Source organism: Streptomyces solincola, from assembly GCF_002982015.1.
Lineage (GTDB): Bacteria > Actinomycetota > Actinomycetes > Streptomycetales > Streptomycetaceae > Streptomyces > Streptomyces solincola.
Genome location: NZ_PVLV01000034.1, coordinates 32,962 through 56,794, shown reverse-complemented (window position 1 = coordinate 56,794; position 23,833 = coordinate 32,962). Strand labels below are relative to the sequence as shown.

Below are 23,833 nucleotides of genomic sequence, written 5' to 3'. Positions count from 1 at the left end.
GTGCAGTTCCAGGACATCGACTACCTGGATCTCGACTACTGACACCGGCCGGACAGACCGCCCGACGGCCGGCGAACAGCCGCCGGGCCGTCCAGCGATCCAGGGTCCTCATCGGCTCGTATGGGGTCCCGGCATACCGCATGGGAGATGCGCATATGACCAGTACGGAGCGGCATTTACGGCTCACCGTGGCCGCCTTGATGTTCGCGGCCGGTGAGACGCAGGCCGACCTCGGGCGCGGCGTGGGCCTGACCCAGAGCCAGGTGTCCCACAAGCAGTCCGCGGCGGGCGGTTCGTCGTGGTCGCTGCGCGACCTGGACGCGCTGGCTGCCCACTACGGCATCCCGGTGCCAGAGCTGCTGCGCGGGGCCGACCCGCCGATGTACAAGCCCATCGTCGTGCCCCCACGGCAGGCCCTGGCCCGAGGGCATGGGACAGTTTCCGGTCCCGCGGCAGCGGCGATTCGCCGTCACGGACGTCGACTGCGGGCTGTGCCCGGACACGATCGCCGTGAGCGGCCTCATCGGGCGCTTCTGCACCGCCGGTGCGCCCTACGTCACGATGGGGTGGCCTGTGCCGGCAGTGCCTCTACCAGCGTCGTGAGCAGCCCCGGCGCGTCGATGTGCTGCTGCGGCTGTTCCATCAGCCTTTCGCCAGCACCGCCGTCGACTTCAACGCGCACGAGTGCGCCGTCGTCCTGGACTGGCTGGCTGGCGCCCCGTACGCGGATACCGCCGCGTGGGCCCGGGATCCGCTTCAGACCACCCTGGTGCGCACGGAGACCAGCGTGGCGGAGGGCAAGCGGAGCACGGGCTTTGCTGTGCGCACCAGCCGCACCCTCGTCGACGTGCTTGTCGAGCTGTCCGCGGGTCAGGAGAGCGTGAAGCGGGAAATGTTGCTGGCCATCCAGCAGCCCCAGGGGGAGTGGGAGACCAAGCCGGCAGGCGTGCCGGTCAGCCGGTTCGGCACCGGACCGCGCTTCCGCGCCGCCATCCTGGAGCAGACGGCCCTCCCTACCCTGCTCTCAGCGCGCGGCGGTCCCTTCTTCCTGCACCAGGCCCCGCCAGAGGTCGAGGAGGACACCGAGGAGAGCCCGACCGACGACGCCCGCGCTCGCACTCCAGCAGCGCAAGCGGTTCCGCAAAGACACCGTGCTGATCGTGGACGGCACCCTCGTTCCCACCCGCGACCATGGCATCGCCGAGCAGTTGAAGAACTACCGGTACTCCACCAACCACCAGGTCATCATCGACGCCGACCCCCGGCTCGTCGTCGCCGTCGGCCGGCCAGTGGCGGACAACCACAACCACTGCAAGGCGTGGGGGCTGTCCGGCGCGAAGGACGCCGCCGGCAAGAGCACGGTCATCGCGGACGGCGGTTACCGGGGTACCGGCCTTCATCCCGCACCGCCGCGAGAGAGGACAGACCGAGCTCCAGGACTGAAAGGAATGGCATAACGCCTCCCACCGCAAAGTTCGCGCCCGCGTGGAGCACGTCTTCGCGCGAATGACGGGTTGGAATATCCTTCGCGACTGCCGACTGAATGGCGAGGCGCCACCGCGTCACGCTCGGCATCGCCCGCCTGCACAATGCTGAGGCGATTCGCCGCGCCAGAAGAGATCGCCAACCTCGTCCGCTACGTCGGCTCGGTCAAGTCGTCAGCGACGACGGACGCTGCGCTGCGTGCCGATGGCGGTGTCATCCCGACAATCATTCCCTGAGCGGCTCTGTGCGGCTGTCGTCGGCGTGGACGCCTTGAGCAACAGGCGGCAGACCTGGCATGGTGGCGGGCCGTCGCCCTCATCAACCACACCGACGCCTTCATCCCCCCCCAATCCGTGCACGCCACCATCGTCAAAGCGGTCCTCGGAGGACTCGCCCAGATCGCCAAACTTATGGCGGCACCGCCAAGGGCCAGCTCCTGGGCGACAGCACTACAGACCACAGACGCCGTGCACCTCATCGACTGGTCCATCCAGCGCAAACCGCAGATGGCCTTACCACTCTTCGGCTGCCGCGGGGCTATGGGCCGGAGCCGGGACCGAGGCGAACGGTGCCGTGCGCTGCCGCCGCGGCGCTGAGCTGGCCGGGCGCATCCCGGCCGATGAAGATTTGCCCAGCGACTGACGGCGGACGAGTCCTCGGACTGCGCTCTCTTGACAAAGGGTGGATCAGATCCTAACCGCCTACACCCGGCTTTTTCTCAGCACGTAAATGGGCTCCACCGGTCGGAAACAAGTTGGCTGCGACACCGTGCAGCACCTCGAGAACGGCCATGGAGGACCGACATGACGGCTATGAAGAACCAGACCACGCACGGGGTGTCACTCAGCACTCCCGACGGGCTGGCGGAGGCGTTCTATCGGCGCGGCCAGTCCCGTGTGCGCCGCTGCCCGGCACTGTCATGCAACCCGCAGGTTTTCATCCTCGGCTGAGGTCGTTTCCTCAGCTCACGGTCAGAACCACGGTTCCTGGGTTGTCGTTGTTGATCGCGCAGGTGTGTACCGGCGTTTGCTGCCCGCTTGTCACCGTGCATGTTGTCTGGCCGTTGCTTGCTGGCCGGACAATGGCGCTCTCGCCGCTGCCGTCATTGATTGAGAGCGTGACCTGCGGAGTTGTGGCGGGTAGGTTGGTGGCGCACCAGTACCGTCCGCCGCTATTGGGAATTTGCTCTCCCACTTGCGGCGTCTGACAGGAGGTGTTGAAGTCTCCCGTGGTTGCCGTAACGGTCATTGTGCTGCCGGTGCGGTTGCTGAGCAGAACTGCCTGGGAGGAGGAGTTGGGGGCCCCCGTACCGAGGCCCGTGGTGACGGTGTGTCCCACTCCGGTTGTGTGACCGGAGCCGACGGTGTTGTCGCGCCCGGCGACGTTGTTGTTGTTGCCCATGGTCGTGATGATCTGGCGTCCGCGGTCGTCCGAGGAGTCCGCGTAGGCTTGGGGGACGCTGCCTGCAGTCGCCAGCGACAACAGCAAGCACACCGCTGCCGTCTGCGTTCTGTGCTTCATCGTGATCTTCTCCGTTCGGGTGTGCTGGATCCGTAACTTCGGCGAACTCATTCGCCCAGCCATAGTCACGGGGGTGGGCCCTCACCGATGCAGTTGCTCCGATAGTGGGTGCGGCAAGTGCAGTTGCCGCCATGTCCCGATAGCACGGGCGAGCCGTGTGTGCAGCGGCACCCTCTTTTCGCCCTGCCGGGCCGTCCAAGCCCTGCGTTGGCCGGCGCGTGCTCTAGCGCGGGGATGGATCTTTGCCGGTCGGTTGGGAAGGATGTCGCGTTGAGGTGCAGACCACACCCGGCCACTCCGGCCGATCGTGAGTCCAACGCGCCGGCGGCAGCACGATCATGGAATGCGCTCAGGTAATGGATGCAATGCTCTTTTAAGGTTGCCATGACGAGGCGCTTATCTTTCCGAAACTATCCTGTAGGTGCTGACCGAGACGAATGCCCAGCCGGAAGGCTGGCCACTCGAGAGACGAGGAGAGCCGTATGAGCTTCGCGAAGAGCCCGTCGCCCAAACGCAAGACCATCCCCGCTGTGCTGGGACTCCTGGTGGCGGGAGCCGCCCTCCTCGCCACCCCCGCACTGGCTGCCGACCACGGGGCCGACTCGGATGCCGCACAGGTCACCGCCTCTGCCCGCGAGATCTGCGCCTCCTGCATCGCGGACGACTTCTAGAGAACGTCGGCGAGTGCCGCCGCCACGGCGGCGGCACTCCCTGGTTTCTGTTGCTGGTCTGGTTTCCTCCTCGGTTTCCCTGCGGCCTCGTGGACCGGCGTTGTCGCATGGGAACCGAGTCACATCACGCGGCCTGCGGCGGTGCTACTGGGCGGGGTCGTTGAGGGCCCAGAGGAACACCCCGGGATTCGTGGTGGCCGGGCTGGCGACAGCGCAGTACGCGGGGCCGTCGGCGATGCACTCGGTGTCCAGGGTGCCGTCGGCCTGGACGGTGGTCGTGATGGTGAGCAGGACGCCGTCGGACTCCCAGAGCACCTGGGCGCGATTCGCGCTGGTGTCGTTCTGGTTCCAGGTGATCGTGTACTGGCTGAAAGCGTTGGGATCGATACGAGCGTCGATGAGGGAGGGGGAGAAGGTGACGCCCGGCCCGCCCTGCCCTCCTCCTCCGATGAGGGTGTTCGGGTCGTCGTCGGGGGGATTGGCGTTGAGGCCGTTGGAGACCGTCACGGTGGTCGTCCGCGGAATGACGGGCTGGCTCCCGACGCCCGAGCCGACGGTGTGACCGACGCCCACCGTGTGGCCGGACCCGACGGTGTTGTCCCGGCCGGCGATGTTGTTGCCGTTTCCCATATTGATGATCGTCTGTGTGTCGCGCTGATTGTCATCCGTGGAGGCCTGGGCGGCGGGAGCACCGCCTACCGCGGCCACGAAGAACATCACACACGCTGACGCTGCCTTGGACCTGGTCTTCACGCCGCTTCTCTCCACGAGCGCCGAAATCATGTCGTCCAGATGATCGCGGCGGGCGGGACCTCACAGGGCCATTAGTCCAGTAGTGAGTGCGGCGAAACTCCCCCTCGTCGACGGAAGCCGACGAGGGAGAGCGGCGGCTGCCGCCTGCTAGGTGATTTGCGCAGCGGGCCGGCGACAGCCAAGGAGTACGTGCCTGCCCCTTGCTTGGACACGACCTAACTGATGGTGATCTCAGGGCCGCTCTGAGGGCCTGCGACCATGCACTGGATACCGCTGGGGGCCGTGCACAGCGCTGGGTGACGTCGTGGCGGTTTCCGCTGGTCAGGGAGACGACGAGTGGGGTTCCGTGGCGGTCGACGATGAGGTGGTACTTGCTGCCCGGGCGGGCGCGATCGACCGGCGAAGGTCCGGTGTGAGCCCCCCTTGAGGGCCCGACGTGCGAGGCATCGGAACATCCCTTCAACTGACGCTCTCGCACAGCACGTAAACGATGGCCCGCAACGCTGCACGATCGTTCACCGGCAAGCGTCCCGGATACCGAAACCGCCTTGCCGGCCGCTCCGGCAGCAACGGGGCCATTCGTTCCCACAGGTCATCAGGCACAAGGCCAGCAGACACACCCCAGATGCTGTCGGCACCCGCATCCAACGAGCAAGCCCTGAACGAATCGCATTCTGAAACGATCAGTAACTGCGGGCTAGACCGCCGACGGCACTAACCGGCGGCCCATGCGAGTCCGAGGGCGGCGAGCGCGGCGAGAGTCTCCCCGCTCAGCACCGCGGCCCACGCCTTACCCATCGACCCCGACGTCCGATGCGCCTCGTCCACGACCACCAGGTCCAGCGGCGCGAGCCGCTGCCCGTAGGCGCCGGCGAACGCCTCCTCCAACACCCCCAGCGAGGCGTACGTCCCGAAGATCAGCACCGGCCCGGACCCATGCCACATCGCCAACCGCACCGGATTCGTCATCGCCCGCACCCGCAAGTTCCACAGGTCGGGATCGTCATCCAGGGTGCACACCGCCACCGCCGGCCCCTGGTGCCCGGCCTCCCGCCACGCCTGGACCGTCTGCGTCAGCAGGTCCAGCGTCGGCACGATGACCGGCACCCGCCCTCGCGGAACGCTCCGCCGGGCGGCCGCCGCGGCCATGACCGTCTCGTGGGTGATCCTTTGCGAAGTGGCGGAGGGACTCGACCCGGTGGCTCCGTCCCGTGGTGTGTGAGGTATTTGCGGATCGTGGTGGACAGCGTGGACTCATTGCTGTTGAGAGCCGCCTGGGTCTGGGCGGGCCTGGCCGGCTGGCAGTACGCGCTCCGGGAAGAACTCGGCCTCACACTGCGGTCCGCGGCGGCCGCAGAACCGGCCCCTGCTCCGGGCCAGGTCCGGGATGCCCAGCCGGGGCGTCGGTTGCCCGAGGGCGGAAGGCAGCATGGTGGCATATTCGAAGCTTGCAAGTAACGTGAGGTCAGGGAGTGGGCGGACCAGCCTGAATATTCAGTTATTCTTGCCATGGACTGCGACTGCTTCTGTCCCATGTCAGGTATGCTTGCAGGCGTCGAGAAGACGCTACAGGTGAATCATCGGTAGCGTTGGTGCACAAAATTGCCCAACGGGAACGTTGGGCAATTTTGTGCACCCATACGGCACGATAGAACGTGCATATTGCTCTCGTTCTGCAAGTGTCCGAGCTGCAGGCCGGAAGGCCATGACAGTTTGGGAATCTCCTGCCCGGCGAAAATCGCTAGGGCATAGTGACCGAATGACCGAATGCCCCACCAGCCTTTGACTGGCGGAGCATTCGGCTTCGATCCCAGGCGAGGGCGCAGCCGGCACTTATGGGCGAACCGGGTGGTACCGATTTGTTGCGCAGGTGCCGAACAATTTTGTTTTGACGCCGAGTTCGCCATGGAAATCACGCCGAAAACTCGGACTCGTCCTCATGTCTCACCGACTCTGCACGGGAAGCCCGCTGCTCGTGCGACAGCAAACCTCCGCAGATGCACAGAGGGGGCAGTACCTGCACTTCTGTCTCGGTGTAGCCGCTGCTTCCCATCGATGGAGTTGCGGCGGCTGTAACACGGAACGATGAAAGTCGCTCGGCGGTGAGCCCGTAGTTAGTCCTCGACGGCGGCGGAGAGGTTCTCCGAGAGGACGTTCTCCAGGATGTGCGACAGGGCGCTGTCGCCCTTGACCGCGGTGGAGTTCTCGGCGCACTGCTGGTTCTGGGTGTCGTTGAGGATGTCCTGCACCCCGATGTTGGCCAGCGCGAGGTTCTGCACGTCGATCTGGGCCGGCAGTCCGACACAGGGCTTGTTCAGCGAGCCCTGGATGAGCCCGATCTGCGGGCTCATGTAGCCACCGGTGACGGTGTTGCCGTAGGACTGGGTGGCGAAGTTGCCGTTCTGCGTGTCGATTCCGTCGTTGCCCACGGCGGAGGCCATCGGAGCGGCAGCGCCCAGCACGGCCGCAGCGATACCGGCGGTGGCCAGAACCTTCTTGATCACAGTGCACCCTTCATTCATCGACAAACCCAGGTGCCTGGGTCCGTGAGGCTAAACAACAGGAAGGTGGCGAAGGTAACGGCTCTTGTCTGGCTTTGACCCGTAGAGGTTGTCCCGTAACTGTCGGCCAGTGCTGAAGGACCTTGCCATGGCCGGTGTGATCGCGGCGTCGGAGCCCTCGTGGATAGGCCCGTTCACCGGGCTGAGCACTCGGCAGTTCAACAAGCTGATCACCGCCCTGCGGATGCTGCTGGTGGCCGCGGCGTGAGGGGGCCGATCCGGTCCGCATGACAGCACCGCCCCGTCGCGCCGTCACCCCGAACTGCCGCAGCACCTCGCGCCGCTGCTCGGCCGGATGCTCCCCGCACAGCCAGTCCGCCCACACCCGCCACGGATAGGTCCCGGGCTGGTCGGCATGCTGCTTCGCGGCCACCGCCTCCAGGCCGGCCGCGAACTCCTGCGCCTCCATCGTCCGACGATGGAAAGTGATACACGTCTGAAGCCCATGATTCGCCATGGTGAGCAGCAACGCCGCCTGAAGCGACCCCAGCCGCTCCCCGCGCACCTTCTCACTGTGCCGCTCCTCACCCGCAGCCGCTCTGGCGTCACCACCGGATCCACCAGCTCCAACACGATCACCTGAAACCGCGCCAGCAAGCCCCGAGAGACCGCCCACGCCAAGCTGAGCTTGTAGAGCACCGCAGGGCCTCACAGGGCCATTAGTCCAGTGGTGAGTGTGGCGAAACTCCCCCTCGTCGATGGAAGCCGGCGAGGGGGAGTGGTGGCTGCCGCCTGTTGGGTGACTTGCGCGGCGCGGCGGCGGCGGCCGGCAGGGAGTACGTGCCTGCCCCTTGCTTGGACGCGACCTAACTGATGGTGATTTCAGGGCCGCTCTGGGGGCCTGCGACCGTGCACTGGATGCCGCTGGGGGCCGTGCACAGGGTCTCGGGGGTCCCGTCATCCTCGATGTAGGTGCTGATGCTGACTCTGCGCGTCGGGTCACCGCCGATCTGGTAGGCCAGCGTGACCCGGTTCGCGGCGGTGTCGCTCTGGTTCCAGGTGATCGTGTAGCTGCTGCTGCCCTGGGGCGGGATGGGGTTTCGAGGTGTGACGCTGACGCCCGGCAGGATGACCGAGCCGGTGTTCGTCAGAGCCGTGGCGAGCTCGTTGCGGACCGTGACGGTCGTGGCCGTGGGGATGGCGGGCGGTGTCTGGCCGCCTACGCCGGAGGTGACTGTGTGTCCGATGCCTACCGTGTGGCCGGACCCGACGGTGTTGTCCCGGCCGGCGATGTTGTTGTCGTTTCCCATATTGATCACGGTTTGGGGGTAGTCCTGATCGCCATGGGTGTCGGCATGGGCGGTGCTGATGGTGATGCTGCCGGCCGCCGCCACGGACAGCATCAGACACACCGCTGCCGACTGAATCCTAGTGCCCACGTCGCTTCTCTCTGGGTGTTGCCGCTGAACTTCTGTCGGGCAGATGATCGTGGCATGCGGCAATTCCACCGCCCGATTACTCCGGTGGTGGGAGCGGCGAGCCACCTTCTCCCCGTGAGAGGGTGAGGCGCGGGCTGGGGGGGTGGAGCATGAATTGTGGGATCCTCGATTGCGGACCATCGCCCCAGGGCGGCGGGCGGCGGCCACTCCAGCGACCGCGAGATCTGCACCAACCACTTGCCTCTTGGGAGTCATCTCATTTGGCGAGCCGGCGGTAGCAGATGAGGGCTGCGGCGATGCCTGCGAACGTGAGGAAGTGTGCGGCTTTGCGTTCGTAGCGGCGGTGTAAGCGGTGTCATCCCGGCAATCCCTCCCTGATCGACTCTGTGCGGCGGTCGCCAGCGGCCCGTCTGCCACCGCGAGGTGGCGGGACATCTAGGATCGAACCCTGCTGGCTCGCCGCTTCCTGTCAAGCGCGCGCTTCCGGATCCGTCGCGTAGCGTGTGGCATCGGCGATGCCCGCGCGCTGGAACGCGTCGCGCCGTTCGCTGCACTTGTTGCAGGCGCCGCAGTGCAGCAGCATGCCCGCCGCGTTGTGCGTCGGCGCCATGCATGTGAGGGCCTCGTTCAGGGGAAGCTCCTGGAACTGCGCGATCACCTCCTCCTTCGCCATGTCTGCCAGGGGAGCGCTGAGGGAGATCCTGTGGGGCGCCAAGCCGGTGCTGAGGCAGCGTGCGTATTCCTGGATGAACGCGGGAGACCCGTCCGGCATCGGGTTGTCCGCGAGTGTCCCGATCGCGATGTCCTCGACTCCGTTGAGCGAGCACCACACGGCCGCCACCGTCAGCAGCAGGAGGTTGCGGCCGGGCAGCTGCACGGCGGCGTCGGACGTCCCTGCGGCGGGCACACCGAGCCCGGTCACGCTCCAACGTCGCCCGTAGAGCGCCGCGACAGGTGCGGGCAGGACGGTGACAGGCCGGACGGCCGGCGCATCCAGGACGGTGAGGAAGCGGTCGAGGGCCGATTGTTCCTCCTGTTCCCAGGCGAGGCCGCACGCGATGTACAGCGGATGGACGGTGTGCCGGCGGGCGAGATCGCCGACCAGGGCGCAACTGTCGATGCCTCCGCTGGCCAGTACGGCCACCGGTTGCGTCATCGTGACCCGCGGTAGGAGGCCAGACTCGTCGACGTCTCCCACAGGCGCGTCTCGCGGACGGGCAGGCCCTGGTCGGCCGCCTTGTTCCACACTTCCTTGGCGATGTTCTCCGCGGTGGGATTGTCCTCCATGACGTAGAGGGGTTCGCCGATCTTTTCGAGGAGCGGGACCAGGGGGTCTTCCCGGCACAGGATCATCCGGTGGTCCAAGTGCTCCCGGACCCATTTCCCCAGGGTGTCCTTGATCTCGGAGAAGTCGATTGCCATGCCTCGTTCGTCAAGCCGGTCCGTTTCGAGGACGACTTCCAGCAGGCCGTTGTGCCCGTGCAGATGTCGGCACTTGCCGGTGTAGCGGACCAGGCGGTGGCCGTAGGAGAAGTCCAGGGCCTTGGTGACAGTGAAGCGCTCCATCTCCGGTAGTCCTATCTGTGCTGGGGCAGACCGATCAGGGAAAGAAACTCAGTGCGGAGGCCCGGGTCCTCACGGAGGGTGCCGAGCAGGGTCGAGGTGACGGTCGTGGAGCCCACTGCGGTCACCCCTCGCAAGGTCATGCAGGAGTGCGTGGCCTCGATCACCACGCCGACCGCCTTGGGGTGCAGTTTGTCGTCGAGCCAGTCGGCTACCTGGCGGGTGAGTCGCTCCTGGACCTGGGGGCGGTGCGCGTAGAACTCGACCAGCCGGGCGAGCTTGGACAGGCCCACGATGCGTTCGCGCGGCAGGTACGCGACGTGGGCGGTTCCCACGAAGGGCAGCATGTGGTGCTCGCACACGGTGCGTACCGGAATGGAGCGTGCTACCACCAGTTCCTCATAGCCCTCGTCGTTGGGGAAGGTGGTGAGCTGGAACCGGCGCGGGCTGAGCAGTTCACGGTAGGCCTCGGTCATACGCCGGGGCGTGTCCTGGAGATTGGGGGAGTCCAGGGAGAGGCCCATGGCCAGCAGGAAGTCGCGCGCCGCGTTGATGCCTGCCTGCATATCGATGCTTGGTGACTTCTCCATTGTTCCACCATAGGTACAGAAGGGGAGGAATCATTTCTTTTTGCTGCCTGGGTGTCCGATGCTGGAGGTGTCGGCGCGCGCGAGGGCCCACGACCGCCAGAGGAAGAGCAACGCGCCGAGACTGGCGAGGGCACCTCCCACCGCGTAGGCCGTCGCGATCGCGTCAGTGACCGTGTGCTGGAGGGCTGGGAGGAGGTCGGACGGGATACGCCCCGAGGCCGGATCGGCGACAGCGGCGCCGATGTTCCGTTCCACCTCGACCACCCGGTCGGGGGAGGCGTCCGCGCCCACCAGCTGCCGGATCCCATGCGCCTGCCCATGCGAGACGATCGTGCCCATCACGGTGATACCCAGGGCGGCGCCGACTTCACGACTGGTCTGCACCAGACCCGAGGCCTGACCCCGTGCGGTCTCGGGTGCGGCGTTGAGCAGATCCGTGATCGCGGGGCTGACGGCCAGTCCCAGACCGAACCCCAACAGCGCGTAAGGCGCGATGAGCTGCGGATAGGACAGTCGGTCCAGCACCGCCGCCATCCACAGCATGGACGTCGCGACCGCTGCGGTGCCGACCACGACCGGCAGGCGCGCGCCGACGCGGTCGAAGAGAACACCTGCATAGAGCGTGACGGGGAGCACGGTGAGCACGAACGGGAGCTGTGCCAGGCCGGTGGCGATGGCACTGAACCCCAGGACGTCCTGGACCCAGATCGCGCTGAGAATAGTGAATCCGCTGACCCCGAAGCGGATCGCGGAGACCACCAGGACCTCGGTGCTGAACAGCGGCAAGGACAGCAAGCCCAGTTCGAGCAGGGGCACGGTCTGTCGACGCTCCCAGGCGACGGTGCCGGCCAGGCATACCACCGCAGTAGCGAGCAGGCCGAGGACACCCGGGGAGAGCCAGCCCCACTGCCGAGTCTGCATCACGCCCAGCGTCAGCGAACCCAGCCCCACCACGATCAGCGGCATCGCGACCCAGTCGATCCTTCCCCGGGGCGCGGTCGGGGGCGGCCAGCTCTCCGCGGGCACTGCCCATCTCATCAGCACCAAGAGTCCAAGACCCAGGAAAGGGTTGACGAGGAACACCGCTCGCCAGGAGATCAAGGAGGTGAGGAGGCCACCGATGAGCGGTCCCAGCAGGAGGAAGATCATGGCGATGCTCACGCTGATCGCCAGCGCCCGGCCTCGCTGCTTCGGTTCAAAGGCACCGATGACCGCCGCGGTGGCGTTGGGCACCATCATGGCCGCACCCACACCCTGGACCAGGCGGCCGAGGACGATGACGAGAATGGAGCCGCTCATGCCGCAGACGACCGAGGCGAGCAGGAAGAGAACGATGCCCCACCGAAAAATCCGCAGATGGCCGAACACGTCACCGGCACGCCCGGCGAGGGCGATACATGACGCGAGAGCGATCAGATAGGCGTTGACGATGAGCTGCAGCTCCGTCGATGACATGTGCAGATCGCGCTGGATGCTCGGCAGCGCTACCGCGACCGCCTCCTGGTCGACGTAGCCGAGCGCCAACGCCCCGGACGCGACGACGACCACCCACCAGCGGGGTGTGATCGAGGCGATTGTCTTTCCCATCGTAGAACGGGACACCCTTCCCCCTACCGGGTCAGAGACCGGCAGGAGGACCAGCCTCTCCCGCCGTGCCCGGCGTACTCGCAGGGCCCGGTGGACACGCCTGGGGCCACCCCCACGGTTCACCCGGGTGCACACCACCGCGTCGTGCACGACCGGATTGCGGTCGGGACCACCCGGCCGGCACGAGGCCCGTCGGCTCCCCCCGCCCCATCTCCCTGCACCACAGGGCGCCCGTCCACCCCGGCCTGAAACCGCGGACGCCGGGTGCCGTCAGCGGGCCAGGGACCGGGGATATGGGATTGCCGCGCCGGCTCGGTAACCGTGCACCGCCACCACCGTCCCGGCGGCCTTGCCCGCCTGGACGCGGCCCTGGCCACCGTCCGCGCCGAGCTGGCCCGCGCCGACTCCAAGGCCGGCGGGCTGCTCACCAGCTGCTCCCTGCCGTTGGCCGTCCTGGTGGCGACCGTTCCCGGCCGGGAACTCCCGCTGCTGCCGGCCGTCCTGGTGGGCGCCGGGGCGCTGCTCCTGGCCGCCCGCGATGCTGGCCGTGCTCCTGGTCGTCCGGCCTCGCCTGAGCGGCCGTCGGCCGGGGACGTTCCTGCACTGGGCGCAGTGCAGCGACGCCGAGCTGCTGGCCGACCTGACCGCGCCCGCCGGCTCTCAGGTGCAGGCCGACCGTGCCGAGGACCTGGCCCACCTCTCCCGCATGGCCAAGACGAAGTTCGGCGGCCTGCGGGCCTCGGTGGACCTGACCGCCGCCGCCCTGGTCGTCCTGGCCGCCGCCCTCCTCACCACCGCCCTGCACTGACTCCCGGAAGGACGCGCCATGTTCGAGCGGTTCACCTCGATGACGGCCGCCACCACCCCCGCCTGGTGATCGAGGATGACGCCTCCCGCGCGGCCGGGACGGCCCGCCACCGCGCGGAGTGATCCTGCGGCCGCCTGGCCCGCACCCCGGCCGGCACCCCCGACCAAGCCCTGACCGCCCACGCCGAACACGCCGCCACCCGCCTCGGACCACCCCGGCTCGGCCTGCGAGCCGCCGTCCTGGTCGCCGTCATGCTGGCCTGCTGGGCCGTCAGCTACGCCACCGGCCAAGCCCTCGTCCACCACTACGGTCTGACCGGCAGGGCCTGCGCCGCGCTGCTCGCCGGGTCGCCGCTCGCCGGCCTCACAGCCGCCTACGGCCTCACAGCCGCCTACGGCCTCACAGCCGCCGGGAGGCGGTTCATCGCCCCGCCCCGCGCCTGACCACCCCCGCACACGAGGGTGCGCCCGCAGCCGTTGGAGCTGGCTGCGGGCGCACCCTCGGCTGTATGCCAACCGCCCGACCTGAGCCGTCGGCCGAAGACGCAATGGGCAACTCCTACCGGACCCCGTACGGGGCCGGGATCGTGGTGGGCATGCAGACCACACCCCGCCCTCGGGCCGTACCCGGCTGCGCCTTCTGCGCCATCGCCGTTGGGCACACGCCGGCGGCCGTCGTCCGCGCGTGGCCCGATGCCCTCGCGATCCGCCCCCGCTCCGCAGGCGTCAACACCGGCCACCTCCTGGTCCTGCCGCGCGTCCACGTCCAGGACGCCGGCACCGACCCGGAGGTGACCGCCACGGTGATGCGCCGGGCCGCCGAGCTGATGGCCGAGCACCCCGCCGCGAACATCGTCACCAGCAAGAGCGCCGCAGCGACCCAGACGGTTTTCCACCTCCACGCCCACGACATGCCCCGCCAGGTGGGTGACGGCCTGCCTCTGCCCTGGACCCCGCAGCACACCGACCGCACCACCGCGCAGAACGGAGCAACCCGATGAGCGCCGTCCGCCTGGTCATGGCCCGCGAACCCATCCCCGCCGGCCCCAAGGTGTTCCTGGCCGGACCGACCCCCGACAAGAGCGCGCCGGCTCCGTCCTGGCGGCCGACGGCCCTCGACCTCATCACCGCCCAGTGGACCGGCCCGGAACCACTGACCGTCCTGAGCCCCGAGTCCCGTTGCGGCGTCCGGGCCGAGCGCTACGAGCACCAGGTCGACTGGGAGACCGAGGCCAGAGCGGCCGCCGACGCGATCCTGTTCTGGATCCCCCGCGACGTGAGGGCGCTCCCGGGCTTCACCACAAACGTGGAGTTCGGCCTGGACACACCCAGCGGCCGCGCCGTCCTCGGAGCGCCGGCCGACTGCCCGAATCCGGAGCGGAACCGCTACCTGGTCTACGTGGCCGGCCGGTACAGCGTCCCCGTGTGCGAAACCCTGGCCGACACCGTGACGAAGACCCTTGCGCTCCTCTCCCGGCGGTCCAACGCGCCGCTTCGAGCCTGACCGCCCAGGGCGGGCTGCTCAAGGTGTCCGGCGCGCTTCAGGCCGAGGCGACCTCGCGGGCCGCTGCTTGCAAGCTCTGCACGGCCGACCGGATCGAGGCGGACGCCTCGCCGAGCTGGTAGCTCACGGTGGGCGTCAGCCCTTCCGGTCGGCGAGGGCATCGCGTCGTAGGCGCCGCTGGAGGGCCTGGGCGTCGGCAGCGAGGTGGATGGCCGTGGCCAGGCGTGCCAGCGAGACGGGCTGTGCGGGGGCCCGCGGGAGTGAGGCCGCCGACCGCGCGGCTGAGCGGGCAGCGCGCCGCCAGGCTGAGGGAGTCCAACAAGCCCAAGGGGAGCACTGGCAAGCGCGGCGTGCCGCTCGGGCACCTCCTCGGAGCCGCTGGCGGACGAGGGATCGACACCAATTGCTGACGATCGGTCCTTCGCCCCTGGGTGACGCCGGATGTCCCCCTCCTCGGCCAGGCCGGGCCGGGCCGGGCCTGCCCGGCGCCGGCGGCATCGAGCCGGTGTGGCCCGATCGGCCCTACAGGACCGGCGCCCGTGCCGCCAAGGTGGGCAGGGAGCGACGGACACCGGGAGGTGGCAGGTCATGACCGCATCGCCACTGGTCGTCGGGGTGGACGGCTCTCCGAGCAGCTACACGGCCGCGGACTGGGCCGTGGACGAGGCGCTCCGGCGCGACGTACCGCTGCGCATCGTCCACGCCTCTTCGTGGGAGCGGTACGAGGGCCCGCATCTGGCCGCCGGCCTGGAGCGGACCGGTGGGCGGGTGCTGGCGGAGAACATCGTCGGCGCCGCCGCCCAGCGAGCCGTACGGCGGGCGCCCGGTGTCACCGTGCGCACGGCCGTGCGGGCCGAGGACCCGGCGGGTGCGCTGGTGCGGGAGAGCGAGCACGCCTTCGCCGTGGTCACAGGCTGCCGCGGCCGTGGGGACATCGCAGGACTGCTCCTGGGGTCGGTGAGCCTGACGGTCGCCGCGACCGCGCACTGCCCGGTCGTCGTGGTGCGCGGCAGCCCCGACGCCGTGGCCGGCGGGCGCCGCAGGGTGGCGGCCGGGGTCGGGGCGGCGGAGGACGGCGAGGCGGTGGGCTTCGCGTGCGAGGAGGCCGAGGCGCGGGGCTGCCCGCTGGAGGTGGTGCACGCCTGGCGGGACGCCGGCCCTCGCCCCGCCGAGCACCCGCTCCTGACCGGCGGCGGTCTCAACCGGCGCGCGTCCGATGCCGAAGCCCTGCTGGAGACGGTCATCAAGGGCCCGTTGGCGGACCATCCGGACCTGGAGGCGCGCTGCGAGGTGGAGGAGGGCTCCGCGAGGAAAACGCTGCTGCGGCGGGCCACCCGCTCCGATCTGCTGGTCATCGGCGGGCACCGGCGGCACGGCCGGCTCGGAATGCAACTGGGGCTGGTGGGACACGCGTTGCTGCACCACGCCGACTGCCCAGTAGCTCTCGTGCCGCGACGCGCATGACGGTAGGAAGGACCGCGGAAGACGCGGAGACGCCATGGACCACTCATCCCCGTACACCGTGGGCGACGTCATGACGGCGGACGTCGTGTCCGTGACACCGGACACCGGCTTTCGGCGGGCAGCCGAGTTGATGCGACGCCACCGGATCACCGCGCTTCCGGTCGTCGATCCGCAGGCGCGCGTCGTCGGCGTGGTCTCCGAGGCGGATCTGCTGGCCAAGGAAGAGCTGCGGAGCGAGGAACCGACGCTCGTCGGGCAGCGCGCGCGGCTGGCGGAGTACGCCAAGGCCGGAGCGAGCGTCGTCGGCGAGGTCATGACGGCACCCGCGTTCACCGTGTCCGCCGGCACTTCGCTGGCCCGGGCCGCGCGGTCGATGGCACGGCACGGAGTGAAACGGCTCCCAGTGGTGGACGCGCACGGCAGGCTGGAGGGCATCGTGAGCCGCTCCGATCTGCTGAAGGTCTATCTGCGCACCGACGCCGAGCTCGCCGCCGAGGTCCGCACCGCCGTGCTCGGGCGGCTGCCGGGCGGGAGCGAGATCAGGGCGGAGGTGCACGACGGCGTGGTGACGCTTTCCGGCAGCCTGCCCGACGCCGCCCAAGCCGCCGCGGCGTGCCGGGCCGCCCGGGCGGTGGAGGGCGTGGTGGCCGTCCGCAGCCGGGTTCGACGCCCGACCGGCAGGGCCGCCTGATCCGGGCCGGGCCACCCGGTGCGGTGCGGGGAAGGGCCCGCCCGGCACCGGTGGGGGGTCTGGTCGGCCCTACCGGTGGCAGCCGCCCGACCGGCACGGTGGAAGCCTGACTTCCGCACGGAAGGAGAGCCTCATGACGCGCCCCGTCACCGTCGGCACGGACGGTTCACAGGAGAGCGCGGCGGCAGCGGACTGGGCGGCGGAGGAGGCCCTGCTGCGGGACCGCGAGCTGGTTCTGGCACATGTGGACTTCGACCCCGCCGACCCGGTGGTGCGGTATGTCGACCCCGAGACACGCCGGCGCTGGGCCGCCGAGCTGCTCGACGCGGCCGCCGCCCACGTCCGGGGCGCCCATCCAGGGGTGCGCCTGGAGACCCACCAGTATCCGGGAGACCCGGTCGCGGGACTCGCGGAACTCAGCGGTACGTCGGACCTGCTGGTACTCGGCTCACGCGGCCTGGGCGCGGCGATGGGCTTCCTCGCCGGCTCCGTCTCCCTCGCGGTGCTCGCCCGCGCGAGAGGACCGGTCACGCTGGTCCGCGCGCCGCTGGACGGCGGCGCCACGGTCCCCGACGGGGACGTCGTCGCCGGGGTGGACATCCGGGAAGACGAGGACGCCGTCCTGCGCTACGCCTGCGAAGCCGCCCGCCGCCACGGCAGCGGGCTGCGCCTGGTGCACAGTTGGGCCCCGCCCATGGCGTACAGCCCCTACAGCGCCAGCGCGGTGCCGATGCTCGCCTCGGAGATCGCCGCCCAGCGGCGCAAGAAGTTGGGCGCGCTGGTGGAGAAGTGGGCCACGGCGTATCCGGACATCGAGATCTCCGGGCAGTGCCGGCAGGGCAGCGCGGCGCTGGACGTGGTGGAGGCCGCTCGGGAGAGCCGTCTGGTCGTGGTGGGACTCAGGTCCCGGCACTCGGCACTGGGCCTCCGGGTCGGTCCGGTGGTGCACGCCGTCCTGCACCACTCGACGGCTCCGGTGGCCGTCGTACCCCATGACGGAACGGTGCGCGAGGACGCGGTGCCGACCTAGCGGGACCCGCGCCCGGTGATCTCCCCCCTTCCTCCGCCTTTTCCTCCGACGCGAATCGAGGAGCAGTGATGACGAGCCGACGACAGCCGCGCGTGGTCTCCGCCGACGAACCGGGCGTCCACCGGAGCGATATCGGCAGGCGCGCGGCGGCCCGCCGCGCGGCCCTGGGCCTCACCCCCGAGGACGTCGCCCTGCGCACCGGGTCGGCGCCCGGGTACATCCGCTACGTGGAGGAGGGGCCGTCCACCCCCGGAGCCGGGTTCCTGCTCCGGCTGGCCGGAGCCCTGGAAACCGACCTCGACGAGCTGACCGGGCTGCACAGCGACCTGCCCGCCGGCGTCGGGCGGGCCGCGGGCCGGTCGGAGCTGGTCGTGCTGGACGAGCAGGAGTGCTGGGCGTTGGTCGGCCACCACGGGGTGGGCCGTGTCGCCCTGGCCGCGGGGGCGTCGTACGCGCCGGAGATCCTGCCGGTCAACTACACGGTGGTGCAGGGAGAAGTGGCCTACCGGACCGCCTCGGACGCCGCCCCGGCCGCTGCCGCGGGCCGCGCGGCCGGCTTCGAGGTCGACCGGATCGACGAGGCGTTCAGCCGCGGCTGGAGCGTGCTGATGACCGGCACGGCCCGCTCGGTCACCGAACCCGGTGAAGCCAGGGCCCTCGGCGACCGGGCGTACAGCGCGCCGTGGGCCGGAGGCGGACGTGAGCTGTGGATCGTGCTGACGCCGCAACGCGTCACCGGACGCAGGATCGTGACCCCCGACGGCTGACCCGGCCGCGGGCGAGCCGCCCGGCCGGACGGCATCCGAGTGCCGTACCGCCCCGTCGCCGGGCGGTACGGCACTCGGTGGATCCTTCTGCTCGGTGGATCTGCCACGGACCTCAGCCAGGGAATTCAGCGGATCTCCAGGACCTCCGAAAGGTCCCGCCGAGGTGTCGCCGGCACCTCGGGCCCGTACCCGAACCGCAGCATCAGTTGCGGCCGGCCGCGGCCGGACCGCGGGTCGCGTGCCGCCCACCGCAGTTCCGGCCACTCGAACGCCTGGGAGTTGACGGAGACGGCGAGGCCGTCCGCGGTCGCCTGGAGCCAGACGCGTTCCAAGGCCTGCCCGGCCCGCAGCCAGTCCGGCGCGGAGTCGTCGGCGGTCTCCAGCACCGCCAGGCAGGGTGTCTCCTCGAACACCGCCGCCGGACGGCCCGTCGGCTCGGCGGTGGCGGTCGCGAAATCGCGTACCGGCGCCTTGCCGCCGTAGCGGCGTGGGCCGAAGGCGGCAGGCGGGATGCCGTCCGCCCGCCCCCGCTCCGCCGTCGTCGCGACCCACTGGGCCAGCTCCCGCCGTACCGCCGGCACCGTGGCCTCCTCCGCTTCCGCGGTGCGCACCAGGTCGACAAGGGTCTCGGCATGCCAGGAACCGGCGAAGGCGAGCCTGGCCCCTTCGAGCCGGGCCGCGGCGCTCAGCGCGTCCCGCAGTTCCGGCGCCACCGGCTCGCCGGAGAAGGGCTGCCGGTTGGTGCGGCGCCGGCGGATCGCCGGAAACAGGTCGGTGGGCGTGTCGTCGCGGACCGGCACGGAGAACGTGCAGACCGCCAGGAGCAGCGGGTCGGCGGGATCGGGCAGCAGCCGGAGCGCGGCCGACCGGCCTCCGTGCGCCGCGGCGACGCGCAGGTTGAACAAGGCCGCGCCGCAGCCAAGATGAAGCCCCCGCATGGCCGGGTCGGCACGGGGCATGGTCCGCGCGAGATCGGCCCGCAGGGTCAGCTCGCCGCTGCTCCGCCGGTAACCGAACAGCCACGGCTGGGCGTTGTGCATGGAGGGAGCGGCCACCGCGTCCCCCACCCAGGACACCACCTCCGCTACGTCCACATGTGCCGTCTTCACCGTCGCCTCCCAGGGGTGTGCGGGATCGGGTCAGTCGTGTGCCACCAGAGCGACAGGCGATGTCGCGTGATGCACCACGGCCTGCGCCACAGGGCCGAGCCGTGCGCCTGCCAGCGGGCCGCGGTGCCTGCGCCCCACGACCACCAGTGCGGCCCCGTCGGACGCCGCGAGAAGTCGCGGAGCCGTCGGGCCCGTCACGCAGTCCGCTGTCACCGGAACACGCGGAAACGCGCGCGTCCACGGAGCGACGGCCTCGTCCAGCTCCTTCGCCAGACGGGCCTCGAGTTCAGCGGGGAGACCCAGGTCCAGCGCCTCGGCCTGCCCGTAGCCGACGGGCGTCCGCCAGACGTGCACGGCGTGCAGCGCCCAGTCGTGCAGGGCGGCCTCCCGGAAGGCGAAACCGAGCACCTCCCCGGTCTCCGAGCGCACGTCAACTCCCACGACCACGGCCCCGGCCTCCGTCTGAGGGCCGGCGTCCGCATCCTCGGGCCGCGCCCCGGGGCCGGGGCCGCGGACCAGGACCACGGGAGGGGCCGCCCGCGCCGCCACCGCGGCGCTGACCGACCCCGTCAGGAAACCCGTGAGCCTGCCCAGACCACGCGAGCCGAGCACCCCCAGCCGTACGCCGTCGGTCTCGTTCAGGATCCTGGACAGCTCCGCGGGGGGCCGCCCGCGCAGCACCGACATGGAGATGCCCACGTCGGGCCGGGCGGTGGCCAGTCGGGCGGCGGTGCGTCGCAGGAGCTCGCCGGCCCGTTCCTCGTCCGCCTCCAAGACGTACAGCGGCACCTCCGGTACGCCGGGCCACTCCACGACGTGGACGAGCCGCAGCGCGGAGCCGCTCAGCCGCGCCTCCTCCGCCGCCCACCGTGCGGCCGCCCTGCTTTCGGGCGAGCCGTCGAGACCCACGATCACATCCCCGGTCATGACGTGCCTCCTTCCGGGAGATCACCCGCTGCCACCGTCCCGCTCCCCGCCCAGCGCGTATAGGGCCATGTGGGACGCGGCGGATGCCGACCGGCCCTGTGCAGGGCCGAGACCCTCGACGTCCGGCGGGGCGCGCGGTGGGCGGGACCTTTGGTCCCGGCCGGTGCCTCCACGGCCCTGCCCCGCCTGCCGGACGGCGGCCGATCCTGGAGGACACAGGACCCGACCGAGGAGGGACCATGAGCAACGACTCTCCCCACGGAGCCGAGAGCGGCACCGTCGTCGTGGGCGCCGACGGCTCTGCCGTCGCCTTGGCGGCCGCGCTATGGGCCGCCGAGTCGGCCGAGCGGGCGCACCGTCCGCTGCACCTGGTCTACGGCGCAGATCTCGACCGCCTCCTCCAACTGACCCCGTACGAATCCCAGGACGCGACCCGGGAGGCCGGCCGGGCGCTGCTCGAGACGGTCGCGGACGCGGTGGCCGCGCGCCATCCAGGGCTCGCGGTGAAGAAGACGTTCAGCCGTAAGGCGGCGGCGCCGGCGCTGCTGGCCGCCGTGGAACCGGACGACACGCTGGTCGTCGGGCACCGCGGGCACGGCGGCTTTCGGTCGCTGCTGCTGGGCTCGGTGGCTCTGACTGTGGCCGCCCGATGTCCGGTGCCCGTGATCGTGGTGCGCGACCAGCCCGGCCGTCCGGAGACGGGAGTGGTGCTGGCCGCGGTGAACGCCGAGGGGGACACCGGGTGGATCGGGGCCGCCGTCCGCGAGGCGCAGGCACGCAAGGCCGCGTTGCGGCTGGTCGGGATCTGGAACCCGCTCGGTCAGGCCGGCGGCGTGGTGAGCATGCTGGACGGGCTGGACGCGCTGGCCCGGCGCCGCGTGGAGGAGCTGGACGCCTTCGCCGACACCCTGGCCCGGGATCACCCCGGCCTCGTCGTCGAGGCCGACGTGCGTTCGAGCGGGTCGGCGGCCGGCGCCCTGGTGGAGGCCAGCGGTGCCGCAGACCTGCTGGTCGTCGGCGGCCCTGACACCCGCCGTCACCGCCCGGGCGGCCTCGGCCACGTCACCCACGCCGTGCTGCACCACGCGCAGTGCCCCGTCAAGGTCGCGCCGTCGGCCGACCGGACCTGAGGGAGAGCGCCATGACGTCCACCCCTCCCCGCCCGGCCGCCCACCCGCAGGTCGTCGTGGGGGTCGATCCCGCGGCCCCCCAGCTGCCGGCACTCACCTGGGCGGCCGACGAGGCGGCCCGCCGGTGTCTGCCGCTGCGCCTGGTGGTGTCCGTCCCACCGCTGCACGACACCCAGCACGTGGACACCGTTCCGCACTACATGTCCCTCCAGGCACAGGGTGACAAAGCGCTGGTGCAGGCCGCCGCCACGGCCGGGGCCCTGCACCCGGGTCTCACCACGGTCACCGAACTCGCCGACGGCGTCCCCGCCGCCGTCCTGTGCCGCCGGGCCGAGCAACACGGCGGCCTGGTCGTCGTCGGCTCACGCCGGCTGGGCCGCGCGGCGGAGCTCTTCAGCGCGAGCTCCGTCGCACTACCGGTCAGCGCCCGGGCCGGCTGCCCGGTCGTCGTGGTCCCGGACACCGGACCCGCGACCGACGCGGCGCGGTTCGTGGTGGGCGTCGACGGCAGCGACGGTGCGCGGTCCGCCCTGGCGTTCGCCTTCCAGGAGGCCGGCCTCCGCCAGGCCGAAGTGCTGGCCGTCTGGGCGTGGCGGCAGCCGCTCGTGCGACTCGGCGACGACACCGAGGGACTCGCCGAGCGCCAGCGCTTCCTGGCCGAGGCGGTGGCCGGGCACCGGGAGGCGTACCCGGATGTGCCCCTGAGCACCAAAGTGGTCAGAGGTCATCCGGTAGAGGAGCTGGGGCGCCTCTCGGCCGCCGCGCGAGCCGTGGTGGTGGGCCGCCGCGGCCGCGGCGGCTGGACCGGGATGCGGATCGGGTCGGTGGCCCACGGGCTGCTGCACCGAGCCGAGAGCACGGTGATCGTCGTACCGGAGCGTGTCCGCTGACCACACGCGCACGGCGGGTGCGGGCCGGTTGGCGCGCGGTCAGCGCCGACGACCGGGCCGCCGCAGCGACCGGCGCACACCGTGCAGGGCGGCGCCGCAGCCCAGCACCGCCGCTCCGCCGATGACGGAGCCGACCGGCAGTGCGCCAGCGAGCAGCAGGCAGCCCGCCAGTCCGGTGAGCGGGACCAGCCAGGGCGGACGGCCCTCCGACGGCCCCAGCCTCAAGGCGGAGGCGTTGGCGACGGCGTAGTAGAGAAGCACGCCGAACGAGGAGAAGCCGATGGCCCCGCGTACGTCGGCAGTGGCCGCGACGACCGCGACCACCGTGCCGACGGCGATCTCGGCGTTCCGGGGCACACCCGAAGCGGGGTGCACCACGGCGAGCCCCCAGGGCAGATGGCGGTCGCGCGCCATGGCCAGCGTCGTGCGCGAGACGCCGAGGATCAGCACCAGCAGGGAGCCGAGGGCCGCGACCGCCGCCACCGCGCCGACTACCGGCACGAACCGGTCGGCGCCCGCGGCCCGGGACACCTCCGCCAGCGGGGCCGCCGCCCGCGCCAGCCGCTCCGGTCCGAGGACGGCGAGCGCGGTCACCGCCACGGCGGCGTACACGAGCAGCGTGATGCCCAGCGCGAGGGGGACGGCCCGGGGGACGGTGCGGACCGGGTCGCGGACCTCCTCGCCGAGGGTCGCGATGCGCGCGTAGCCGGCGAAGGCGAAGAACAGCAGCCCGGCCGCTTGAACGATGCCCCAGGCCGTTCCTTCGGCGCCGGTCGCCAGGCGGTCCGCGGAGGCCGCCGCCGAGGAGAGGGCGGTCGCCACCAGCGCCGCGAGGACCGCGAGGACACCGGCCACGATGAACCGGGTGACCAGCGCGGACCTGCCCACCCCGGCGCAGTTCAGCGCGGTCAGCGCCACCACCGCGGCGACCGCCACCGCATGCGCGTGCTCCGGCCACAGGTACACCCCCGCGGTCAGCGCCATCGCCGCGCACGAGGCGGTCTTGCCGACCACGAACGCCCAGCCGGCCAGGAAGCCCCAGAACTCGCCGAGGCGCTCACGCCCGTAGACGTAGGCGCCTCCGGAGACGGGATGGCGGGCGGCCAGCCGCGCGGTGGAGAGGGCGTTGCAATAGGCCACCACGGCGGCCAGCGCCAAGCCCCACAGCAATCCCTGCCCGGCCGCGCGGGCGGCGGGCCCGAGCGCCGCGAAGATCCCCGCGCCCAGCATCGACCCCAGCCCGATCACCACGGCGTCCCCAAGGCCCAGACGCCGGTGCAGTTCCCCCGGTGTCCGCGCGTCGGTCCGGGACCCGCCCATCGTCCTCCCCTTCGCCGGTGGCGCGGGACATGCTACGCACAGCCGTGGCGGTCACCGCACGCGCGGTGGCCGGATCGCCGCCGA

At 70.8% G+C, this 23,833-nt stretch carries 25 protein-coding genes and 3 pseudogenes; 14 read left to right on the top strand and 14 right to left on the bottom strand.

Annotated elements, in window-relative coordinates:
* Window positions 1–556: 556 nt before the first annotated feature.
* Complete coding sequence (locus tag C6N75_RS31255) at window positions 557–682, bottom strand: hypothetical protein (protein WP_258177185.1); 126 nt, start codon at window positions 680–682, stop codon at window positions 557–559.
* Between the two features lie 424 nt (window positions 683–1,106).
* Here C6N75_RS31255 and C6N75_RS02565 point away from each other — a divergent pair.
* Both C6N75_RS02565 and C6N75_RS30400 read left to right on the top strand, forming a co-directional pair.
* Window positions 1,107–1,591, top strand: a pseudogene (locus C6N75_RS02565) (transposase); the annotation flags it as partial.
* Between the two features lie 697 nt (window positions 1,592–2,288).
* Window positions 2,289–2,435, top strand: coding sequence for a hypothetical protein (locus C6N75_RS30400; protein ID WP_181160298.1), 147 nt, complete (start codon window positions 2,289–2,291; stop codon window positions 2,433–2,435).
* Window positions 2,436–2,445: 10 nt separating this feature from the next.
* On the opposite strand, the gene C6N75_RS30035 is transcribed toward C6N75_RS30400, so the two are convergent.
* Window positions 2,446–3,057: a hypothetical protein gene (locus tag C6N75_RS30035; protein ID WP_146132464.1), complete on the bottom strand. Its 612-nt coding sequence runs from the start codon at window positions 3,055–3,057 to the stop codon at window positions 2,446–2,448.
* 431 nt (window positions 3,058–3,488) lie between these two features.
* Here C6N75_RS30035 and C6N75_RS02560 point away from each other — a divergent pair, with 431 nt between their 5' ends.
* Window positions 3,489–3,677, top strand: coding sequence for a hypothetical protein (locus C6N75_RS02560; RefSeq protein ID WP_105867183.1), 189 nt, complete (start codon window positions 3,489–3,491; stop codon window positions 3,675–3,677).
* 144 nt (window positions 3,678–3,821) lie between these two features.
* On the opposite strand, the gene C6N75_RS02555 is transcribed toward C6N75_RS02560, so the two are convergent.
* The 3 genes from C6N75_RS02555 to C6N75_RS02540 all read right to left on the bottom strand — a co-directional run bounded on the left by C6N75_RS02555 (window position 3,822) and on the right by C6N75_RS02540 (window position 6,934).
* Window positions 3,822–4,307: a hypothetical protein gene (locus C6N75_RS02555; protein ID WP_105867182.1), complete on the bottom strand. Its 486-nt coding sequence runs from the start codon at window positions 4,305–4,307 to the stop codon at window positions 3,822–3,824.
* Window positions 4,308–5,144: 837 nt separating this feature from the next.
* A complete protein-coding gene (locus C6N75_RS02545) occupies window positions 5,145–5,579 on the bottom strand; it encodes a DEAD/DEAH box helicase (RefSeq protein WP_407703188.1) in 435 nt (144 codons plus the stop codon).
* 965 nt (window positions 5,580–6,544) lie between these two features.
* A complete protein-coding gene (locus C6N75_RS02540) occupies window positions 6,545–6,934 on the bottom strand; it encodes a rodlin (RefSeq protein WP_105867180.1) in 390 nt (129 codons plus the stop codon).
* Window positions 6,935–7,079: 145 nt separating this feature from the next.
* Here C6N75_RS02540 and C6N75_RS02535 point away from each other — a divergent pair.
* A pseudogene (locus tag C6N75_RS02535) lies at window positions 7,080–7,175 on the top strand (IS5/IS1182 family transposase); the annotation flags it as partial.
* Window positions 7,176–7,797: 622 nt separating this feature from the next.
* Here C6N75_RS02535 and C6N75_RS02525 read toward each other — a convergent pair.
* The 6 genes and pseudogenes from C6N75_RS02525 to C6N75_RS02500 all read right to left on the bottom strand — a co-directional run bounded on the left by C6N75_RS02525 (window position 7,798) and on the right by C6N75_RS02500 (window position 12,110).
* The gene (locus C6N75_RS02525) at window positions 7,798–8,343 is read right to left on the bottom strand and encodes a hypothetical protein (protein ID WP_219852840.1); all 546 of its coding nucleotides are present in this window, start codon (window positions 8,341–8,343) and stop codon (window positions 7,798–7,800) included.
* A gap of 283 nt (window positions 8,344–8,626) precedes the next feature.
* Window positions 8,627–8,722, bottom strand: a pseudogene (locus C6N75_RS02520) (IS5/IS1182 family transposase); the annotation flags it as partial.
* A 117-nt stretch (window positions 8,723–8,839) separates the two neighbouring features.
* Window positions 8,840–9,514 (bottom strand): 7-cyano-7-deazaguanine synthase, encoded by a 675-nt coding sequence (locus tag C6N75_RS02515; protein WP_181160297.1) that lies wholly within the window; start codon window positions 9,512–9,514, stop codon window positions 8,840–8,842.
* Between the two features lie 8 nt (window positions 9,515–9,522).
* On the bottom strand, window positions 9,523–9,936 hold the full coding sequence (locus C6N75_RS02510) for a 6-pyruvoyl trahydropterin synthase family protein (RefSeq protein ID WP_105867177.1): 414 nt from the start codon (window positions 9,934–9,936) through the stop codon (window positions 9,523–9,525).
* Between the two features lie 11 nt (window positions 9,937–9,947).
* Entirely contained in the window at window positions 9,948–10,523 is a 576-nt protein-coding gene (gene folE / locus C6N75_RS02505) for a GTP cyclohydrolase I FolE (protein WP_105867176.1), read from the bottom strand.
* A 30-nt stretch (window positions 10,524–10,553) separates the two neighbouring features.
* Window positions 10,554–12,110: an MFS transporter gene (locus C6N75_RS02500; protein WP_105867175.1), complete on the bottom strand. Its 1,557-nt coding sequence runs from the start codon at window positions 12,108–12,110 to the stop codon at window positions 10,554–10,556.
* Window positions 12,111–12,648: 538 nt separating this feature from the next.
* Here C6N75_RS02500 and C6N75_RS31240 point away from each other — a divergent pair.
* The 8 genes from C6N75_RS31240 to C6N75_RS02460 all read left to right on the top strand — a co-directional run bounded on the left by C6N75_RS31240 (window position 12,649) and on the right by C6N75_RS02460 (window position 18,373).
* On the top strand, window positions 12,649–12,918 hold the full coding sequence (locus tag C6N75_RS31240; RefSeq protein ID WP_258177184.1) for a Pycsar system effector family protein: 270 nt from the start codon (window positions 12,649–12,651) through the stop codon (window positions 12,916–12,918).
* 251 nt (window positions 12,919–13,169) lie between these two features.
* Window positions 13,170–13,361: a hypothetical protein gene (locus C6N75_RS02490; RefSeq protein WP_105867174.1), complete on the top strand. Its 192-nt coding sequence runs from the start codon at window positions 13,170–13,172 to the stop codon at window positions 13,359–13,361.
* A 65-nt stretch (window positions 13,362–13,426) separates the two neighbouring features.
* Entirely contained in the window at window positions 13,427–13,918 is a 492-nt protein-coding gene (locus C6N75_RS02485; RefSeq protein ID WP_258177183.1) for an HIT family protein, read from the top strand.
* On the top strand, window positions 13,915–14,421 hold the full coding sequence (locus tag C6N75_RS02480) for a nucleoside 2-deoxyribosyltransferase domain-containing protein (RefSeq protein WP_105867173.1): 507 nt from the start codon (window positions 13,915–13,917) through the stop codon (window positions 14,419–14,421). Before C6N75_RS02485 ends, C6N75_RS02480 begins: the two co-directional genes overlap by 4 nt.
* 588 nt (window positions 14,422–15,009) lie before the next feature.
* The gene (locus C6N75_RS02475) at window positions 15,010–15,885 is read left to right on the top strand and encodes a universal stress protein (protein WP_105867172.1); all 876 of its coding nucleotides are present in this window, start codon (window positions 15,010–15,012) and stop codon (window positions 15,883–15,885) included.
* A gap of 34 nt (window positions 15,886–15,919) precedes the next feature.
* On the top strand, window positions 15,920–16,576 hold the full coding sequence (locus C6N75_RS02470; protein WP_105867171.1) for a CBS domain-containing protein: 657 nt from the start codon (window positions 15,920–15,922) through the stop codon (window positions 16,574–16,576).
* A gap of 133 nt (window positions 16,577–16,709) precedes the next feature.
* Window positions 16,710–17,606 (top strand): universal stress protein, encoded by an 897-nt coding sequence (locus C6N75_RS02465; protein ID WP_105867170.1) that lies wholly within the window; start codon window positions 16,710–16,712, stop codon window positions 17,604–17,606.
* Window positions 17,607–17,674: 68 nt separating this feature from the next.
* Window positions 17,675–18,373, top strand: a complete 699-nt coding sequence (locus C6N75_RS02460) for a helix-turn-helix domain-containing protein (RefSeq protein ID WP_105867169.1) — start codon at window positions 17,675–17,677, stop codon at window positions 18,371–18,373.
* A 125-nt stretch (window positions 18,374–18,498) separates the two neighbouring features.
* On the opposite strand, the gene C6N75_RS02455 is transcribed toward C6N75_RS02460, so the two are convergent.
* Together C6N75_RS02455 and C6N75_RS02450 are read right to left on the bottom strand one after the other, a co-directional pair.
* A complete protein-coding gene (locus C6N75_RS02455; RefSeq protein ID WP_258177182.1) occupies window positions 18,499–19,482 on the bottom strand; it encodes an Acg family FMN-binding oxidoreductase in 984 nt (327 codons plus the stop codon).
* 30 nt (window positions 19,483–19,512) lie between these two features.
* Window positions 19,513–20,409 (bottom strand): universal stress protein, encoded by an 897-nt coding sequence (locus C6N75_RS02450; protein WP_105867168.1) that lies wholly within the window; start codon window positions 20,407–20,409, stop codon window positions 19,513–19,515.
* 239 nt (window positions 20,410–20,648) lie between these two features.
* On the opposite strand from C6N75_RS02450, the gene C6N75_RS02445 reads away from it, so the two are divergent.
* Together C6N75_RS02445 and C6N75_RS02440 are read left to right on the top strand one after the other, a co-directional pair.
* A complete protein-coding gene (locus C6N75_RS02445; RefSeq protein WP_105867167.1) occupies window positions 20,649–21,539 on the top strand; it encodes a universal stress protein in 891 nt (296 codons plus the stop codon).
* 11 nt (window positions 21,540–21,550) lie between these two features.
* Entirely contained in the window at window positions 21,551–22,429 is an 879-nt protein-coding gene (locus tag C6N75_RS02440) for a universal stress protein (protein ID WP_105867166.1), read from the top strand.
* A 39-nt stretch (window positions 22,430–22,468) separates the two neighbouring features.
* On the opposite strand, the gene C6N75_RS02435 is transcribed toward C6N75_RS02440, so the two are convergent.
* Window positions 22,469–23,749, bottom strand: a complete 1,281-nt coding sequence (locus C6N75_RS02435; protein ID WP_105867165.1) for an APC family permease — start codon at window positions 23,747–23,749, stop codon at window positions 22,469–22,471.
* Window positions 23,750–23,833: the final 84 nt, after the last annotated feature.